This window comes from uncultured Rummeliibacillus sp., from assembly GCF_934216135.1.
Taxonomy (GTDB): Bacteria; Bacillota; Bacilli; order Bacillales_A; family Planococcaceae; genus Rummeliibacillus.
The window spans coordinates 46,895-65,216 of sequence record NZ_CAKQBI010000009.1 but is presented as its reverse complement, the minus strand read 5'-3'; the positions used below and the strand labels follow the sequence as shown (position 1 = coordinate 65,216).

Here is an 18,322-nt window from a genome sequence, read left to right as displayed (position 1 = left end):
TATCGGCTGCTTTTATATTGGCAAAAATTTAAATTTCAATAATAATAGGTAAAATCATTGGTTTTCTTCTTGTTTGTGTAAATAGATATTGTCCAACAGCTTTTTTTACTTTCCTTTTGACAACATTCCACTGTTTTGCTTCTTCCTCTTGAATGTCTTGTACTGTTGCTACAACTAGACGATTTACGTTTCTCAGTAAATTTTCAAAATCCTTGGCATAGACAAATCCACGAGAAATGGTATCAGGTTGAGAAATGATTGTTCCATCTGTTTTACTAATCGTTAGAACAATGACAAGCATACCATCTTCTGAGAGTTGCTTTCTGTCACGTAACACAATCTCTCCAACTTCTCCGATATCTACACTATCCACATATGTGTCTCCAGCAGGGATTTTACGAGTTTGCCTAGCTTCACCGTTTTCAATATCAACTACATCGCCATTTTTGATAATGAATGTATGATCCCTTTCTACACCTACAGATTCAGCTAATTCACGATGCAGGTATAGCATTCTAAATTCGCCATGAATGGGGATAAAGTATTTTGGTTTCATCAACGTAATCATCAATTTTAAATCTTCTTGGTATCCATGACCAGAAACATGCATACCGGTCACACTCGACGAGCCATAGATAACTTTAGCTCCGAGTTGGAATAAGTTGTCCACAACGCGAGATACATCATTTTCATTTCCAGGAATAGGGGAAGCAGATAGAATAACAGTATCATCAGGCAGAATTTGAACATCTCGATTATCAGAATTGGACATGCGGGAAAGTGCTGCAAGAGGTTCACCTTGGCTACCTGTACAAAGAACAACCACTTCCTCTGGAGGGAGTTGCATGACTTTACGTGCATCAATTAGCATATCAGGAGGAATGTTCAAATACCCTCTTTCGATTGCGACAGAAACAACATTCACCATACTTCTTCCAAGTAGCGCAAGCTTACGATTAGTTACTTTTGTTGCTTCAACAATTTGTTGAATACGATTTACATTAGAAGCAAAAGTAGAAATGATGATTTTTCGATGAGCACTTAAAAAGGCATCTTCTATATGTTTTTTAACTTCTTTTTCCGATGGTGTTGAGCCCGGTCGTTCTGCGTTTGTACTTTCAGATATTAGTGCTAACACACCATCTGACCCGATTTTAGCCATTTTATGAATATCAGAAACCTGATCATTAACAGGCGTTAGGTCAAATTTGAAATCGCCTGTATGTACAACGACTCCTTCTGGCGTATGAAAAACAATACCAAGACAATCAGGAATACTATGACTTGTTCTAAAAAATGTGATTGAAATTGGGCCAAAATGTAATTTAGATTCAGCATGGATTTTTATAAGGTTCGTCTCTCTTAGAATTTTATGCTCTTTTAATTTTATTTCAATCAACCCTAATGTGAAACGAGTCGCATAAATAGGGATATTTAATTTTTTTAGAAAATAAGGAATACCTCCAATATGGTCTTCATGTCCATGAGTAACAATTAGTGCACGAACTTTTTCTTTGTTTTCGAGCAAGTAAGTGATATCAGGTATGATTAGATCAATCCCTAATAGACTCTCATCCGGAAATTTCCCACCACAGTCAACAAGTAAAATATCATCAGCATATTGAATTGCGTACATATTTTTACCAATTTCGTTGATACCGCCTAAGGCATAAATAGATAATAAATCTTTTGTCTTATCCAATAGTAATTCCTCCTACCAATCCGATTGTATTTTCAGCAGTAATTCCATGTGAAAATCAGTAAAGTTTTGTCGTATAGTCTGTCATTTTTAGTATAGCTAGCTATTCTTTTTCCTATACGAAAACTACATTGTAATTCGATTGTCTAAATCACTAAGAAGTAAGATCGATTTAGAAGGGGGATTAAAATTGAAGCAATTTCAAATAGGAGAACAAAAAAAGCCCCAAAAGCGTATAGAGCTTTTGGGGCTTCTCTAAATGATTATTTAAGTTTTAAAGATAATTTGTAAGAATCAATAGAAGCTCTTCCTTTTGAGTCTCGAACTTTCACATAGTAAGTTCCTTTTTTCATCTTTAAGTTAAGGATTTCTTTATCTCCTTGTTCGTAGATATCAGATTTTGCCACTCTTTTACCATTACGATAAACTTCAATGACACCATCTATTTCTTTTCCTGCATCAAGCGAAAGTGTTACTTGATTAGTTTTTGTAGATTTATAAACGTACCAGTCTGAATCACCATTTTCATAACCTGCATTGAAATAACCAGTAGCTGAGTAAGACTTACTACTATTTTTCTTTAGTTTTAATGGCTTAGATGGTTTGTTTTTAGTGATTTTAGATTTAGCGTCTTCATCTACTTTGTTGACTGCATTGATTTTTAATTGATATGGCCATAGTGTTAATCCTGCCATTGAATCAATAGAAGCATAAGTCGTAACGAAATATGATTTTCCTTTTTTAGCTTCAAAGGAACCTGTAGTTGTACCATCTTCTGTCATATTCAAAATGTACGAAGTACGATCCATATCTTGTTCATCTAGTTTACGGTTATTGTTAACATCCTCTGAAATTTCAATATATCCATAGAATGGAGCTAAAAGTTCTTTTGGATACTTCGCTTTTAGTGCTGAAGTTAATGTAGTTCTAGAGAATTTTACTCCGTATACAGCGCTTTGCGGTGCAGTGAAATAATAGCTGTCTACATCATTTGTTGTTCCAAAGTTTGCTGTTACACCATTTTTCGGGAAGTCTTTCGCGTTTTCTGGACCATTATTATTTTCATATTTATCTCCAGGATTTTCAGCTAAAAGTTTTGACGTAATTTGATAGCCATCGTATGGGATTTGCCCTGTTTCTGGGTTAGGGCTAATGGACATGTAATAAGTTTTATCTTTTTCTAGGCTAGCCATAAAATTGTTTGTAATCCACTCATCCCATGAATACCAATCCTCATTAGTTGCTACTGTTGAAAGAAATTGATATTCTTTACCATTTTCGTCTTTATCCTTGACTACTTCAAATAATGTAACATATGGAATGTTACTAGTAGGCGTTGGTATATTAAACTTGTAGACACCATTTGTAGTTAGATTTACTTTGAACCAGTCTTGGTCCTCTGTATTTTGTAGATATCCTTGTGCTGAACCACCCAATTGATACGGTAATGCAACTGTTTCTAATTGGCTAATTAGATCAGAATCATCCAAACTTTCTAAAGCTGAAATTATTGATATCTTTGAACCTGTATTCGTATTGATAACGGATACTAAATCATCATCTGATGATTCGTAACCACTAAAATTATCTTCATCTTCTGGAATTGTTTTGCCAACTAAGTTTACGCCATATGGTAGTGCTGATTGTCTTGGTTCACTTCCATAAAATCCGCTGAATAATTGGAAAATATCCATATCTGCGAAAGAAGATTTGCTAGTAACTTTTAAATAATATTCTTTGTTAGGCTCTGTTTGGAATGTTACCGTCTCGCTTGCCCCATATCCACCTGTATTGCTTGAACTTAGTGGTGACACATCTTCTGGATTTACTTCTTCAGTTTCGCCAGAAGGGAGCGGATTCCCGTTATCATCAGTAACTGGAGGGAATAATTGTTCTTTTTCATAAACAGCTAGTCCAATATCAACTCCTGGGATGCCTGTTGTGCTAAACTTCATAAATTGTGCATCTTTTGATGTAAAGTGGAAGTAATCTTCATCACCTTTTTCATCAGTCAAATAGAGACCATCTTTACTAAAAGGTAAACTTTCGATAGCGATAGGTTCGCTAATTGTCGATTCATCATCAGGTAATTGATCGAGCTTTTGAACTTTTAGCGTAGCATGGGACTGTTTTGCACTTGAATCATCATAGCTACCATTGACATCTTTTATGCCAATTGCAACGGTTCCACTAAATGGAGCTTGAATTAGTTTTCCTTCCGTTTTTCCTTCAGTAACATCATTGACATCTGTTTTTTGTTGTTGACTGTCACCAAAGAACTGAATGCTCATTTTGTAGTCATATTTTGAAGACCCAGATAAAGAAGCTTGAATATATTGGCCTTTTTCAACAGGAAGTTTCACCCATTTTTGCTCCGATGGTTTAGTGAAGTTATGTGTGACTTCTGCAGGGGATCCAACTGTTTCTGCATTATTTAATATTTCTTTTTCACCCCAAGTTGAAGTTACTAAAGAAGGAATCTTTTTGACATCAAATTTTAGTGCGGCAACAGGATTTACTAAACCATTACCATACTTATTATCAAAACCCTTTTCACCTAAATCAGTTGCCGTCTTTTCAAGAATATATTCGACCTCTGCAGGTTTTAAATTTGGATGCTTTGATAATAGTAAAGCGACAGTACCAGCCACAACAGGAGATGCCATAGATGTTCCACTTAACTTTGTAAAAGTAGATCCTTTTTTCGTATCGTAATAAGAAGAATATACATCTTCACCAGGTGCAACTACATCGGTTGCAGGACCATAATTTGAATAATAACTTAGTTTTTTATCCTTATTAATAGAACCTACACTTATTACTCCCTCATATTTAGCTGGGTAGAAATCCATATCAGATGCGTCATTACCAGCTGCTGCCACGATAATAACACCTTTGCTAATAGCTTTATCGACAGCTTCTTTTAAAACCTCTGAAGGGAATGATCCACCTAAGCTCATGTTAATGACATCCGCACCTTGATTGACCGCTTCTAAGATAGCATTCGCAATTGTATAATCAAAAGTCCAAGCATCACCGCCAAATACGTCTAATGAAAGAATTTTCGCTGCCGGATCTACTCCGTAACCACCAATGCCGTTATCTTTTTTACCTGCAATAATGCCAGCAACATGAGTTCCATGAGTATCTGGGGTAGTAGGATTCATCGGATCGATAATATTTGTACTTTTAATAATAGAACTTTTAATCTCAGGATGTTTTTTATCAAGTCCAGTATCAATTACAGCTACTTTTACTTGATGTTTACCAGCAAGTTTTTGAGCATTTGAAGTTTTTAGTATGCTATGCATATATTGCTCACTTACTTTTGGATCTACTGTACCGGTTAGTTTGTATTTTGGACTTAGACCAACAGAAACAACTTTCTTATTCTTTTGATAGTTTTGGATAGTTTTTTGAAGTTTTTTCTTGTTTTTAACCTTAATAGCTACATATTTTAAACCGGAAATTTGTTTTAAAACAGTACCTCCAGCTTTTTGGTGTTCTGTTTGAGTCAAGGGGCTTGAATATTTGATAATAAGAGTGTCTTCACTATAATTGGCTGTTCTTTTGTTTGAACTTTGATCTTGCTCTCCAAGCTTTTGAAGTATTGTTGAAGCAGAACCTGTTTTAGCGGAAGCTGATATACTACTGATCGGTGTAATGGCTAGTGCACAGGTCAAACTAGCAGCTACGAATTTTTTTGATATCGATTTCACAAAATTCCTCCTATTAGAAACTACTATATTATTAGAGTTTCTTTATGTTAATAAATACCATTATAGTTTATTTCTGATTCAAAAGATAGATATAAATTGAAATATTCTTAACATTATTGAAAAAATATATTTAAATTGTAATAATTGTAAACCTAATGTTCACAAATTAGGACCAACTTCTGTAAATGTTGGAATGATATAATTTACTTATTAAAGGGAGGTATAAAGTTATGACATTAAATTATAAAAATATTATTGTTGGTATTGATGGTTCTAAAGAAGCTGAAGCAGCTTTCAAAAGAGGGGTTGAAATTGCAAAGCGAAACAATGCAACACTACATTTAGTAAATGTCATTGATTCCCGTGTATATTCAGCGCTTGAAGCATATAATTTTACAGAAGAAAAGAAACGTGCCGAAGAATTTGCTACAAACTTATTAGAAAGTTATAAGAATGCGAAAGCTGAAGGTTTAGAAAATATCAATATTGTCGTAGAATATGGTTCTCCAAAATCAGCAATAACAAAAGATATTGCGAAACAAGTAGAAGCTGATTTAATAATTTGTGGTGCTACTGGTCTTAATGCAGTGGAAAGATTTTTAATCGGTAGTGTTACTACAGGGATTGTTCGTTCAGCAAAATGTGATGTTCTAGTAGTAAGACCATAGAAATAAGATTTTTTCTTCAATTCTTTTGATAAATAGGAAAAGGGATAGCCGCATAAGTCGAAAACTTATGGGCTATCCCTTTTTGACATGTCCTTGAAAATAGATTATTTCAAGCTACGATTTAAGAAAGCTTTTGTACGTTCAAATTTAGGGTTGTCGAACAATTCTTGAGGCGTTCCAGATTCAAGAATTTCACCATTGTCCATAAATAGAACACGGTTGGCAACCTCTCTAGCAAATCCCATTTCATGTGTGACAACAATCATTGTCATATGTTCTTCTGCTAAATCCTTCATAACTTGTAGTACTTCTCCTGTTAACTCAGGGTCAAGTGCCGAAGTTGGTTCATCGAATAACATAATTTCAGGATCCATCATAAGTGCTCGTGCTATCGCAACACGTTGTTTTTGACCACCTGAAAGATTAGCAGGGTATGCTGAAGCTTTGTTAGCAAGTCCAACTTTTTCTAATAGTTCCATACTACGATTACTAATTGCTTTGGACGATTCCTTTTTTAAAAGACGAGGAGCCATTTCGAGATTATCTTTGACAGTGAGATGGGGGAATAGATTAAAATGTTGAAAAACCATTCCCATTTTAGATGTCACTTGTTTAATCTCTTGTGGTTTCCCATAAATACCGTCCTTCACAAGATAGTCGCCCGCAACCGCAATACTTCCGCCATTAATATCTTCAAGATGAACAAGACTTCTAAGCATCGTACTTTTACCAGATCCAGAGGGACCGATAACTGCTACAACATCATTTTTGTTTACATCAAAAGTAATTTGTTTTAATACATCTAGTTTACCAAATGATTTTTTTAGTTTGGATACTTCAATAATAGCCAAATCGATCACTCCTCTCTATTCAAATGTAAAACGACGTTCAATCCATTTAAAGATTAGTGTAAGAACAAGTGTCATGATTAAATAGATAGCACCTGCAACAAAGAATGGGAAAATCGTGAAGTCGCGGTTTACTGCAGTTTCTGCATAGTGTAGTAGTTCAGGAACAGCCACGGCATATAATAATGCTGTATCTTTTACTAATGTTACTGATTCGTTTGCCAAAGATGGAATAGCGATTCGGAACATTTGTGGAAGAATAACACGAGTAGTTGTTTGGAATTTGTTTAGTCCAAGCACTTGTGCTGCTTCATATTGTCCTTTATCAATCGCTAGTAGACCACCACGGAAAATTTCCGCAAAGTAAGCAGCATAGTTAAGGATGAATCCAATGCATGCTGCAGTAAAACGATCTAATACTAGATACTGACCAATTCCAGGAATCATAGGTAGTCCAAAACAGATGATCAATAATTGTAGTAAAAGTGGTGTCCCACGCATTACATAAATATAGGCTTGTGCTAACCAGGACAGTGGTTTAAAACTACTCTTTACTGCCAATGTCAATAAAAAACCAAAAGGTATAGACAATACAATGGCAATTATAAATAATAGTATAGTCATTTGAGATCCTTGGAGCATCGGCTTAAGAATCGAAATGAAATAGTCAAAGCTCATACAAGCGTTCCTCCTAATGAAATTCACCATTTACTTATCAATCACGATAATTTAAAAGAAAATGGAATTTCAATCCTACATATTAAAAACAAAACAGGTTTCCAAAAAAGGAAACCCGATTTTGTCTGTTACTTATTTTACTTTAATACTTTATTTTCGCCAAACCATTTTTTAGAAATTTCAGCTGCTTTGCCGTCTTCATTCATCTTATCAAGTGCTTTTTGCAATTTGTTTAGTAATTCTTCATTACCTTTTTTAACACCAACGCCATATTCTTCAGGTGCTAAAGATTCATCAAGAATTTTGAAAGTGCCTTTTTCTTTTGACATGTAATAATCAATGACAACTTCATCAATTACTACAGCATCTGTACGTCCATTTTTTAAATCATTTAGTGCCATAACATTATCAGAATACTCACTGATATTCTTTAATTTAGATTTAATAGCATTTGCGTTTAGTGCATCAGCTGCTGAAGATTGAGCTTGTAAACCAACTACTTTACCATTTAAATCATTTAACTTTGAAAGTTTTGAATCTGCAAGTGTTACAACTACTTGAGCATTTTTTAAGTAAGGTTTAGTAAAGTTAACTTTTTTCTTACGGTCATCTGTTATAGTATATCCGTTCCAAATTAAATCAATTCGACCACTACTTAATTCGGATTCTTTTGTTTTCCATTCAATAGGTTGAATCTTTACTTTGTAACCCATTTCTTTAGCTGCTGCTTTTGCATAGTCAATGTCAAAGCCAACGATATTATTATCCTTATCGCGGAATCCCATTGGAGCAAAAGAATCATCAACACCAATAACTAAAGTTTTGTCGTCTTTTGATGCAGAGTTGTTAGAGGAGCATCCAGCTAAAATGCCTAATATAGACACTACGAACATAGTTATGATCGCAAAACGTTTCATATATAAAACCACCTTATATTATTGTAAATTTTTTGCTTTAGTTCACTAGTGTGTTAGCAAACTACTAGGTTAATAAAACTATAACATCATTTGATAGTAAAATACAATAGCTTTTTTGATATATTGATCTTGTTAAATAATGTGAAAATGAGGCGAAAGATATTCGAATAAACCAAAATAGCAATTCTATCTATAATATAGTAGAAACTTATAAGAAATGATTTTAAATAGAGAGATCTATGCTAATTCTCAGCGTTTTCATTTACGTATAAGATTTTAATTTACCTAAATTTTCTTAATAATATTGACAATTCGTAATAATTTGTGATTTGATATAATATAAAATATATGAATGTAGCAAAGAAGGAGAATGGATTATGGTACAAATTTTTTCTGATAGAATGTTAAAAACAGATAGCTCATTTATTGCAGAAGTTATGAGATTAACAGAAGCAAAGGATATTATTTCTTTCGCAGGAGGTTTACCTAATCCTATTTCTTTTCCAATAGCAGAATTTCAGGATTCTATGAATCGCGTACTGCAAACATCTGGTGAAAAGGTATTCCAATACTCTGGTACTCAAGGGTATTTGCCTTTACGTCAATGGATTGCTAACCGTTATAAAAAACGATTCGATATGGATGTAACGGCTGATGATATTTTAATTACAACAGGTTCACAACAAGGGTTAGACTTAATGGGGAAAGTATTGATCAACCAAGGTGATAAAGTGGCTGTAGAAAGTCCATGTTATCTTGCTGCTATTCAAACATTCTCACTTTTTGAACCGAAATTCTTGCCAATTAGTCTTGAAGATGATGGCTTAAATTTAGAAGAATTAGAGGAAACGTTAAAAAATGATGATGTAAAATTATTATATATGGTTCCTAATTTTCAAAATCCGACAGGCTTAACCTATTCAAAAGAGAAACGAGAAGCAATCTATGAAATCATCAAAAAAACAAATACAATTTTAATCGAAGATGATCCATACGGTGAACTCCGTTTTGAAGGCGAATCTTTACCGTATATTGCTGGTGGTAAATCTGATAATAGTGTATTATTTGGTTCTTTCTCTAAAACATTATCGCCAGGTATGCGAGTAGGGTATCTATGTACAACCAATAAAGAACTAATGGGCCACTTAATCGCAGCAAAACAAGCATCCGATTTGCATACAAATGTCATTTCACAATATGCGATTTATGATTATTTAGCAAATAATGATTATGAAAAACATATTAGCCAAATAACTGAGCTTTATAAAAAGCAATGTAACGCAATGATCTCAGCTATGGAAAAATATCTACCTGCTCATGTTACGTTTACAAAGCCAGAAGGCGGTATGTTCCTTTGGGTAGATCTTGGAGAAGGTGTTTCATCCGTAGAAGTCTTTAATCGTGCTGTTAAAAATAAAGTTGCGTTTGTACCAGGGGATCCATTCTATACGAATGTGAAAGGTGCAAGTACACTACGACTTAATTATACAAACTCAGAGCCAGAAACAATTGAAGAGGGTATCAGAAGATTGGCTGAAGTTCTATAGTGACATTTTTATAACAAAGAGATCCAACGAAACTCATTTTTCGTTGGATTTTTTTTGATCTTAAATAATATACAGACTTGTACGCGATTTTTGTACATTGTCCTGCACATTTTTATTTTTTAAAAGTTTCTAATAGGACAATCCATAGTTGAATACATTTTAGTGATGACTCGAAAAAGGAGATGTAAGCTGTTTGCAAGAAGATTACTTAAAAAGTGCAAAATTTGAACATCTTTTTTGGCTTGAAATCTTGATGAATCATGGCCAATTTATTCGAGATTCATTGTACCCAATTTCAGAAAAGGAGGATATTGAAAAGGCGCAGTCGTTTGCAGATAGTTTTAACAAACTTCATAAAGAAGTAAGTTTATTGGACGAAACGAACGCTATATCCTTTGCTGAAAAAGTTACTGAAACGGTAGAAGAACTTAAGCAATTTAAATTATCCATTATTAGAAGGCAACTTGTAGGAAAAATAGGTATTCATCTACCTCCTACATTTATCAATCACATGGTAAATGAATTGGAAGAGTATCAGAATGTATTAAATTATTTAAGAAAAGGCGAAGTACCACCAATTTTTCATGAATTGCATCACCATTTATTGTGGTTGAATGATGCCTCAGGTCATGCGGGTACAATTAATGATAATTTGGATGGGGTGGAAAAAAGGCTAAAAGAAAAGAGTCATACGTTTACACAACATTTTGATCAATTTTACCTTAAAGCATTAGAACTTACTGGTTACTTGCGTACGAATCTTCAAACATTTCCTGCATTAAACAGATTTAATGATGATGTCGATGTAGAGATGAAGTTGTTTAAGAGTTTCTTGCTCGAATTAGAAGAATTGGAGTTAAGTGCTGAAGTGTTAGGGACGTTCACTGCGTCGATGGCAGATCATATGGCAAGGGAGGAACAATATTACTTAACCAAATTGGTAGAGTCAAGAAGTGTATAACTCTAAAAGGAGGGAAGTTTTGAGCCTCTGAAAGGCTAAATGATTGTAAAAAGAAAGGGGGAACTCTATCTCCATCAGATGTTTTATATAGCTAAATAATATTAAAAAGCCTAGTCTATGTTGGACTAGGCTTTTTAGTGTAAGTTTTGTTGTTATTCTGCAAATAAATCAGATGAAAGGTAACGCTCACCTGTATCTGGAGCTAAACATAAAACATTTGCAGTTGAAGGAAGGTTCTTTGCTACTTGGATTGCCATATGTGCAGAAGCAGCACCAGATGCTCCGACAAAGATCCCTTCCTCAGCAGCAAGTCGACGTGCCATTACTTGTGCATCATCATCTTCAATATGAAGAATCTCATCATAAATATTTCTATTTAAGATTGAAGGGATAAATCCAGGACCTGTACCTGGAATTTTATGTGGTCCTGGTTCACCGCCAGATAGTACAGGAGATCCTGCTGGCTCAACTACATAGATTTTTAAATTTGGGATATGTTTTTTTAACTCTTCACCAGTACCTGTTACAGTACCGCCAGTACCGGCAGTTAATACGAATGCATCTAATTGCCCATCAAAAGTGTCTAAAATTTCTACCGCTGTTGTTCCGCGGTGAGCATCAGCATTAGCAGGGTTTTCAAATTGCATCGGGATAAAATGGTTTGGTATATCTTTTGCAATTCGTTTTGCTTCATCGATTGAACCTTGCATACGTAATGCAGATGGTGTTAGATGAACTTCAGCTCCATATGCTTTCATAATTTTGATACGTTCTTTAGTAGCATTATCTGGCATTGTAATAATGCAACGATATCCTCTAGTTGCGCATACCATAGCTAGGCCAATCCCTGTATTTCCAGACGTTGGCTCGATAATCGTACTTTTACCTGGAATTAGTTTTCCCTCTTTTTCAGCTTGTTCAATCATGTTCAAAGCTGCACGGTCTTTTACACTTCCTCCAGGGTTAAAAGATTCTAATTTTATAAAGACATTCGCACCGTTTGAATCTGGTATTTTGTTTAATTTTACAATCGGTGTTTTACCGATTAGATCAATGATTGAATTGTAGTATTTCATTATTGTCACCTTCCATTTTTTAAATCCATTTCAATAGGTAATTATTTTTCAAAGATATATTCCTGCCTACGAGCATTATTCATATATAATCTATGATTTATATAAGAATAGTTGGTTTGTAATGATTTTATTATAGCTGACCCTAAGAATAAATCAAACAGGAAAAATTTTATAATAAAATAATTCTGAAAAATTGATTGACATTTTAAAAGCTGAATATATAATTAAATTTATAATTCCTATTATATAACTATGAATTATAAGGATGATGAGGAGAAGGTGTAGATACTCATGTTTCTTAATATACAAGATGTTCAAAAGAGCTTTGAAAACCGTGGAAACAAGGAACAAGTATTACAAGATATTAACTTGAAAGTTGAGGAAGGGGAGTTTATCTCACTTTTAGGCCCTTCTGGATGTGGAAAATCTACTTTGCTTAATATTGTTGCAGGATTACTTTCCCCAAGCTCAGGAGATGTCTTCCTAGATAGCAAAAGAATAACGAAGCCTGGGAAGGATCGCGGTATGGTGTTTCAGCAAGCAGCATTGTTTCCGTGGTTGTCAGTCGAAGAGAATGTTATGTTTCCTCTTCGCAAGGAAATGAGCAAAAAAGAAGCAAAGGTAGTTGCACAAAAGTATTTAAAGCTCGTTCAGTTAAGTCCATATGCAAAACATTCTCCACATGAACTCTCTGGTGGTATGCAGCAAAGGGTTTCTATTGCAAGGGCACTTGCTATGAACCCCAGAGTATTACTGATGGATGAACCATTTGGGGCACTTGATGAACAAACTAGAACTCGATTACATGATGTGTTAGAAAATATTTGGTTAGAAACGAAAAAAACAGTCTTATTTGTGACACATAGCATTCAAGAGGCTGTAAAGTTGTCTGATCGAATTATTGTAATGGGGACACATCCTGGAACTATTTTAAAAGATATTCATGTTGATATTGAAAGACCACGAGATAGGCATCTGGAAGAGATGGTTCAATATGAACAAATGATTATGGAATTATTGAAAGCTGAGATTGATAAAGTCGTAGAAGAGGAATTACAATATGAAGCTAGCCATTAAAAGAATTATTTTTTATCTATTGATTTTCGTAATTTGGGAATTGGCGATTAAATTATTTGAGATTCCTGCAGTTATTTTACCTTCGCCAATGGATGTATTATCGAGTTTAAAAGAAAGTATTAATGATGGATCTCTTTTAAAAGATTTAGGTGCAAGTTTTACTAGACTAGTAATTGGCCTTATTGTTGCTCTACTTATAGGCGTTTTACTAGGGATATTTCTTGCAAAAGTCAAAACAGCTGACGAAACTTTAGGATCATTAATCATTGCTTTACAAAGTATTCCGAGTATTGTGTGGCTTCCTTTAGCAATCATGTGGTTTGGATTAAATGAAAAATCAGTTATTTTCATTATTGTACTTGGAGCAGCCATTGTGATGACAGTGAATATGAGAACAGGTATTAAAAATGTCACACCGCTCTATATAAAAGCTGCTCAGACTATGGGAGTAGGAGGGGTGAGCTTATTTATTAGAGTAATTTTACCCGCATCTATTCCTTATGCTGTAACTGGCGCTCGACTTGCTTGGGCTTTTGCATGGCGAGCATTGATGGCAGGTGAATTGTTAAGTGCCGGTCCCGGACTTGGTTACACATTAAAATACGCTTCTGATTTTGGAAGAATGGATATGGTTATAGCAATTATGGTTGTCATTGGTGTGATTGGTGTAATTGTAGATGTATTGATATTCCAAAAAATAGAGCAACGGGTCATGGATAAATGGGGACTCGAGCAACAAGCATAAAAGAAAGGAATGAAAGAAATGAAAAAATGGATATTGTCTCTAACTTTACTATTGGTGATTGGAGTTCTTGCTGCTTGTGGAAGTAATTCTGATGAAAAGGCAAGTAATGATGGGAAAAGTACAAAAGAAAAAGTTGTTATCGGCTATTTTCCAAATATCGATCATGCACCAGCCATGGTAGCGCGTGAAAAAGGTTTTTACGAAAAAGCACTTGGAGATAAAGTGGATGTTGAATATCGTACATTCCCTGATGGCGGTACTTTTATGACTGCTTTAAAATCTGGAGATATTGACGCGGGTCTGGTTGGACCTGGTCCTGTTATTAATAATTATTTCAGCGGAGCTGACGTAAAAATTATCGGGGGTGCATCTGTAGGGGGAACGGTTGTTGTAGCAAGTAAGAAAAGCGGCATAGATAATTTATCAGATGTAGCTGGTAAAACATTTATCACACCAGGAATTGGTTGTACGCATGATGTACAATTCGAAACATCTTTAGAAGATCAAGCTATTAAAAAGTTAACTTCATCTCGTATCGGTGGAACATTAAAACATGTCACAGGAAATCCTGCAAATTATCAAGGAATGTTTGAAACAGGCAAAGTAGACTTAGCTGCGGTTCCAGAACCATGGGCCTCAATTCTTGTTAAAAACGGGGCAAAAGTTATTATTAGTACAGATAAAATTGCTTATGGTAAAACACTACCTAATACAGTATTAGTAACAAGTGATAAATTGATCAAAGATAATAAAGAAATTGCTCAAGGAATTGCTAAAGCTGAAAAAGAAGCAGTAGATTTTATCAACAATAATCCAGATGAAGCACAAAAAATAGCCATTAAGTCAATCAAGGATCTTACAAAACAAGATATGGATCAAGAGATTGTTAAAAAGGCTATGAGTAATATTACTTTTACTTCTGATGTTGATGAAGATGTAATTCAAAAATTTGGTCAATCTTCTTATGACTTAAAATTCCTAAAGGAAAAACCAGATTTCACAGGTTTAGTTGAAACTAATTTATAAATTTTATAAAGAGTAACCAATTAACTATAAAAAAGTTATCCAGAAACGTCTGGATAGCTTTTTTTATTGAAAAGATTGAAGCGTTAAATGCTTATTCACCATGTTCATCATTTATGAATAAAGTATGGAAGAAACAAAAGAAGGACGGTGGAATAGGTTGGGGTATTTTGTAACTGTTGAAACGGATATCAAACTATATATAGAAGATATTAATCCAACAGGTGATAAGACAATTGTATTTTTGCATGGATGGCCGTTAAATTATAAACAATTCGAGTATCAATTTAATGTTCTTCCTTCAATGGGATTTCGTTGTATAGGAATCGATTGGAGAGGTTTTGGTCAATCGGATAAGCCGTTGGAAGGATATGATTTTAATAGATTAGCAGATGATATTGCTATGGTTATATCTACACTTCAGCTAGATCATATTATTTTAGTGGGGCATTCTACTGGTGGAGCAATAGCTCTTCGTTACATGACAAGATATAAGGAATATGGAGTGTCAAAACTTGTTCTTATAGATGCGGCTGCTCCAACTGGTTTTACATCAGAAACAGCTAGAAAGTTTCTAACGGAAACTTATAATGATCGACCAAATATGATGAGAGAGATCACAGACACATTCTTCTTCCAATATATCACGAAGCCTTTTTCGGATTGGTTTTTCCAAATGGGTCTAGATGCGGCGAGTTGGTCTACAGCTGCAATTATTAAAACGTTAAGAGATGAGAAATTTGATACCGAACTCTCTATGATAACAGTTCCTACATTAATCGTTCATGGAGTCCATGATAAAGTAATTCCCTTTTCACAAGCGGAAATTTTAAATGACAAGATTAAGGGTTCAAAGCTTATCCCATTTGAGTATAGTGGTCATGGACTCTTTTGGGAGGAACGTAAGAAATTCAATAAGGAATTGATTGATTTTACATCTTAGCTATAAATAATGGCTTAACCTTTACACTATTGGGAATGATTTGAACAAATTTGTCCAAAATGTGAATAAAATGTTGACATTTTGTGTCCAAGTGCTGTATGATAATGACATAAAATTGTCACATTTAAAAGCAGATGTAAAGGGGGATGCCAAATGAATTATACTGATATACTTTTAGTAGCCATTGCATGTATGAGCATTCCAATGGTATGCGCTATTTTCTTTGATGCCTTTTATGCTGAGAAAAAAAGACGCTCCTTCTCATTAAAAAGAGTTTCATGCTGGTATGCATTATTCTTCGCTTTATCTTTTGTTCCTACAGTAATTTTTATAGTGAAATAATAATTATATATTTTAAGATGAAAAAGGGCTTCTTAATGAAGCTCTTTTTTATTTTTAAGTCAAAAACATTTATTATTTAAATGATTTTTTTGGTAATAATATGAATAAAGTACTATATACATAGTTAAAATGAATTAAATTAAAAGGTGCATAAAAGTGTTTTTGTGTGTATTATAATAAATAAATCGTATTGAATTTTACAATTGTTGGATAATATATATAGTCGGATATGTGTGAACTATAGAGAAGGTTATAGGAGGAAGTAGAGATGTTTACAAAGGCAAAAAAACACTATCAATATTATTCAGAGAAGTTAGAATCGGATATTGACGCAAATGAACGTTTTCAACTGAAATTAGACTTTCTTGGGTTATCTTCTATTAGAAGAGCAGCTGTGCAGAATTTAAAAAAATTATATGAAACACACAATAAAGAAATATTAGATACCTTCTACAATCGTTTGATGGCATTTACTAAATTTAGTAGCGTGATCAATCAATATTCTAATGTAGACCGATTGAAGATAACCTTTGATCAACATTTAAAGAGCTTATTTGATAGTAAATTAGATTTACAGTATATATTTGATCGGCGGAAAATTGCTTATACACATGCAAAGATCGGAGTATTGCCAGACTGGATGATTTCAGCCTATACAATTATAAATCAGGTGTTTATACCGTTAATCGCAGAAAAGTATAAACATGATCGTTCGAAAATGTTGGATGTCCTTCTCGCTTATGAAACTCTTGTAAGTATCGATCAACAAATTATTGTAGAAACGTATATTGAAATCCAAGCAGGTTCAATTATAAACGGACTGGGAGAAATTATTGCCTATAACACACAACTAGATCAGATAAAAAATTTAATACAGTTTGAAGAGCAGCAAAAGCTTGATGTTATATCGGCTGGTGTTTCAATGGAACAGCTTGAAACAAGTATTGAAGAGGTTTCAGCTTCAATAATAGATTTATCAAAGAATACTCAAAATTCATTGGAGGAATTAAGCGATGGAACATTATCCCTTCAAGCGATCAATGATATCTTAAAAGAAACAAATCAAGGCCACGAAAATGTAAAGTTAAATGTTAATGAATTAGTAAATAGAGTAAACAACGTTGAACAATTAGTCGAATTTATCAAAGAAATAGCAGAACAAACCAACTTATTAGCATTAAATGCTTCAATTGAAGCTGCTCGTGCTGGAGAAGCAGGAAAAGGTTTTGCTGTTGTAGCAGAGGAAGTAAGAAAATTAGCTGATAATGCAAAATCATCTGCACAATCCATTCACGAAGATATTCAACGTCTTCTGGTCATTACAAAAAATATTAGTTCGCTTACAAATGAAACTTCAGAAGACTTACATAAAAGTGTTAAGAAAACAGCGGAAGTAACGACTACCTTATCGTTAGTAAATGAGACTTTACAGCATCAAGGAGAAAGTATTGAACAAATTGCAGCCGCATCACAGCAACAGGCTGCTGCTGCAAATGATATCACGACAAGGAACCAAAATATTGCCGAAAATGCAAAAAGAAGTAGAAAAATTTCAAATGATACAGGTGAAGCAATATACACTCTAAGTAAAATGATTAATAATTACCGTATTAACACTATTTCAAAGAACTTTATTATAAGTCAGGAAGATATCGTATCTTTGACTATTACAGATCATCTTTTATGGAGATGGCGTATTTATAATCTTTTACTAGGTTTTGAAAAGATGACAGTTGCTGATATTACATCCTATAGAGATTCTCATCTTGGAAAATGGTATTATACCCAAGGAAAAAAGTTATATGGTGATGAACCTGTTTTTAAAGAAATCGAGGAACCCCATCAACTTGTTCATGAAGTAGCAAGACAAGCGGTACAAGCATATAACGACGGAAATATAGAATTAGCTGAAAAGTATTTAGTTGAAGTAGAAATGTATTCTAAAATTGTCATTGAAAAGTTAACAAGATTAAAAGAAATCATTATTTCGTCTAAAGAGCCTTATCTACAGTAGAACTTTAAAGTGAATTTATAAGACCCTTACATGTGAGTATTCGCTAACGTGTAATGGTTCTTTTT

General features: G+C 34.0%; 15 protein-coding genes. 9 read left to right on the top strand and 6 right to left on the bottom strand.

Annotated features, from left to right (window positions below):
* Positions 1-28: 28 nt before the first annotated feature.
* A complete protein-coding gene (locus Q0977_RS08065) occupies positions 29-1,702 on the bottom strand; it encodes a ribonuclease J (protein ID WP_119414437.1) in 1,674 nt (557 codons plus the stop codon).
* A 260-nt stretch (positions 1,703-1,962) separates the two neighbouring features.
* Positions 1,963-5,418: a S8 family peptidase gene (locus Q0977_RS08060; RefSeq protein WP_119414438.1), complete on the bottom strand. Its 3,456-nt coding sequence runs from the start codon at positions 5,416-5,418 to the stop codon at positions 1,963-1,965.
* A gap of 230 nt (positions 5,419-5,648) precedes the next feature.
* Here Q0977_RS08060 and Q0977_RS08055 point away from each other — a divergent pair, with 230 nt between their 5' ends.
* Entirely contained in the window at positions 5,649-6,086 is a 438-nt protein-coding gene (locus Q0977_RS08055; RefSeq protein WP_119414439.1) for a universal stress protein, read from the top strand.
* Between the two features lie 104 nt (positions 6,087-6,190).
* On the opposite strand, the gene Q0977_RS08050 is transcribed toward Q0977_RS08055, so the two are convergent.
* From Q0977_RS08050 to Q0977_RS08040, 3 genes are all read right to left on the bottom strand, one after another.
* The gene (locus tag Q0977_RS08050; protein ID WP_299512367.1) at positions 6,191-6,937 is read right to left on the bottom strand and encodes an amino acid ABC transporter ATP-binding protein; all 747 of its coding nucleotides are present in this window, start codon (positions 6,935-6,937) and stop codon (positions 6,191-6,193) included.
* Between the two features lie 15 nt (positions 6,938-6,952).
* On the bottom strand, positions 6,953-7,612 hold the full coding sequence (locus Q0977_RS08045; RefSeq protein WP_119414441.1) for an amino acid ABC transporter permease: 660 nt from the start codon (positions 7,610-7,612) through the stop codon (positions 6,953-6,955).
* A gap of 137 nt (positions 7,613-7,749) precedes the next feature.
* Positions 7,750-8,529 (bottom strand): amino acid ABC transporter substrate-binding protein, encoded by a 780-nt coding sequence (locus Q0977_RS08040; RefSeq protein WP_119414442.1) that lies wholly within the window; start codon positions 8,527-8,529, stop codon positions 7,750-7,752.
* Between the two features lie 377 nt (positions 8,530-8,906).
* Here Q0977_RS08040 and Q0977_RS08035 point away from each other — a divergent pair, with 377 nt between their 5' ends.
* Together Q0977_RS08035 and Q0977_RS08030 are read left to right on the top strand one after the other, a co-directional pair.
* Entirely contained in the window at positions 8,907-10,076 is a 1,170-nt protein-coding gene (locus Q0977_RS08035; protein ID WP_124217743.1) for a PLP-dependent aminotransferase family protein, read from the top strand.
* 193 nt (positions 10,077-10,269) lie between these two features.
* Positions 10,270-11,037: a DUF2935 domain-containing protein gene (locus Q0977_RS08030; RefSeq protein ID WP_119414444.1), complete on the top strand. Its 768-nt coding sequence runs from the start codon at positions 10,270-10,272 to the stop codon at positions 11,035-11,037.
* A gap of 152 nt (positions 11,038-11,189) precedes the next feature.
* Here the strand turns inward: Q0977_RS08030 and cysK are convergent, their stop codons facing one another.
* Positions 11,190-12,113: a cysteine synthase A gene (gene cysK / locus Q0977_RS08025; protein WP_119414445.1), complete on the bottom strand. Its 924-nt coding sequence runs from the start codon at positions 12,111-12,113 to the stop codon at positions 11,190-11,192.
* A 291-nt stretch (positions 12,114-12,404) separates the two neighbouring features.
* Between cysK and Q0977_RS08020 the strand changes: the two genes are divergently transcribed.
* The 6 genes from Q0977_RS08020 to Q0977_RS07995 all read left to right on the top strand — a co-directional run bounded on the left by Q0977_RS08020 (position 12,405) and on the right by Q0977_RS07995 (position 18,257).
* Positions 12,405-13,190: an ABC transporter ATP-binding protein gene (locus tag Q0977_RS08020; RefSeq protein ID WP_299512357.1), complete on the top strand. Its 786-nt coding sequence runs from the start codon at positions 12,405-12,407 to the stop codon at positions 13,188-13,190.
* Positions 13,174-13,935 (top strand): ABC transporter permease, encoded by a 762-nt coding sequence (locus tag Q0977_RS08015; RefSeq protein WP_119414447.1) that lies wholly within the window; start codon positions 13,174-13,176, stop codon positions 13,933-13,935. The genes Q0977_RS08020 and Q0977_RS08015 overlap by 17 nt, the downstream gene beginning before the upstream one ends.
* Before the next feature lie 18 nt (positions 13,936-13,953).
* Positions 13,954-14,961, top strand: a complete 1,008-nt coding sequence (locus tag Q0977_RS08010) for an ABC transporter substrate-binding protein (RefSeq protein WP_119414448.1) — start codon at positions 13,954-13,956, stop codon at positions 14,959-14,961.
* 157 nt (positions 14,962-15,118) lie between these two features.
* On the top strand, positions 15,119-15,901 hold the full coding sequence (locus Q0977_RS08005; RefSeq protein WP_119414449.1) for an alpha/beta fold hydrolase: 783 nt from the start codon (positions 15,119-15,121) through the stop codon (positions 15,899-15,901).
* 153 nt (positions 15,902-16,054) lie between these two features.
* Complete coding sequence (locus Q0977_RS08000) at positions 16,055-16,243, top strand: hypothetical protein (protein WP_119414450.1); 189 nt, start codon at positions 16,055-16,057, stop codon at positions 16,241-16,243.
* A gap of 268 nt (positions 16,244-16,511) precedes the next feature.
* Complete coding sequence (locus Q0977_RS07995) at positions 16,512-18,257, top strand: methyl-accepting chemotaxis protein (protein WP_119414459.1); 1,746 nt, start codon at positions 16,512-16,514, stop codon at positions 18,255-18,257.
* Positions 18,258-18,322 lie beyond the last annotated feature (65 nt).

What these genes read in the sequence shown, in the direction of transcription:
- Q0977_RS08055 (WP_119414439.1), top strand. Translation starts at nt 5,649, where the DNA reads ATGACATTAAATTATAAAAATATTATTGTTGGTATTGATGGTTCTAAA.
- Q0977_RS08045 (WP_119414441.1), bottom strand. Translation starts at nt 7,612, where the DNA reads ATGAGCTTTGACTATTTCATTTCGATTCTTAAGCCGATGCTCCAAGGA.
- Q0977_RS08040 (WP_119414442.1), bottom strand. Translation starts at nt 8,529, where the DNA reads ATGAAACGTTTTGCGATCATAACTATGTTCGTAGTGTCTATATTAGGC.
- Q0977_RS08035 (WP_124217743.1), top strand. Translation starts at nt 8,907, where the DNA reads ATGGTACAAATTTTTTCTGATAGAATGTTAAAAACAGATAGCTCATTT.
- cysK (WP_119414445.1), bottom strand. Translation starts at nt 12,113, where the DNA reads ATGAAATACTACAATTCAATCATTGATCTAATCGGTAAAACACCGATT.
- Q0977_RS08020 (WP_299512357.1), top strand. Translation starts at nt 12,405, where the DNA reads ATGTTTCTTAATATACAAGATGTTCAAAAGAGCTTTGAAAACCGTGGA.
- Q0977_RS08015 (WP_119414447.1), top strand. Translation starts at nt 13,174, where the DNA reads ATGAAGCTAGCCATTAAAAGAATTATTTTTTATCTATTGATTTTCGTA.
- Q0977_RS08010 (WP_119414448.1), top strand. Translation starts at nt 13,954, where the DNA reads ATGAAAAAATGGATATTGTCTCTAACTTTACTATTGGTGATTGGAGTT.
- Q0977_RS08000 (WP_119414450.1), top strand. Translation starts at nt 16,055, where the DNA reads ATGAATTATACTGATATACTTTTAGTAGCCATTGCATGTATGAGCATT.
- Q0977_RS07995 (WP_119414459.1), top strand. Translation starts at nt 16,512, where the DNA reads ATGTTTACAAAGGCAAAAAAACACTATCAATATTATTCAGAGAAGTTA.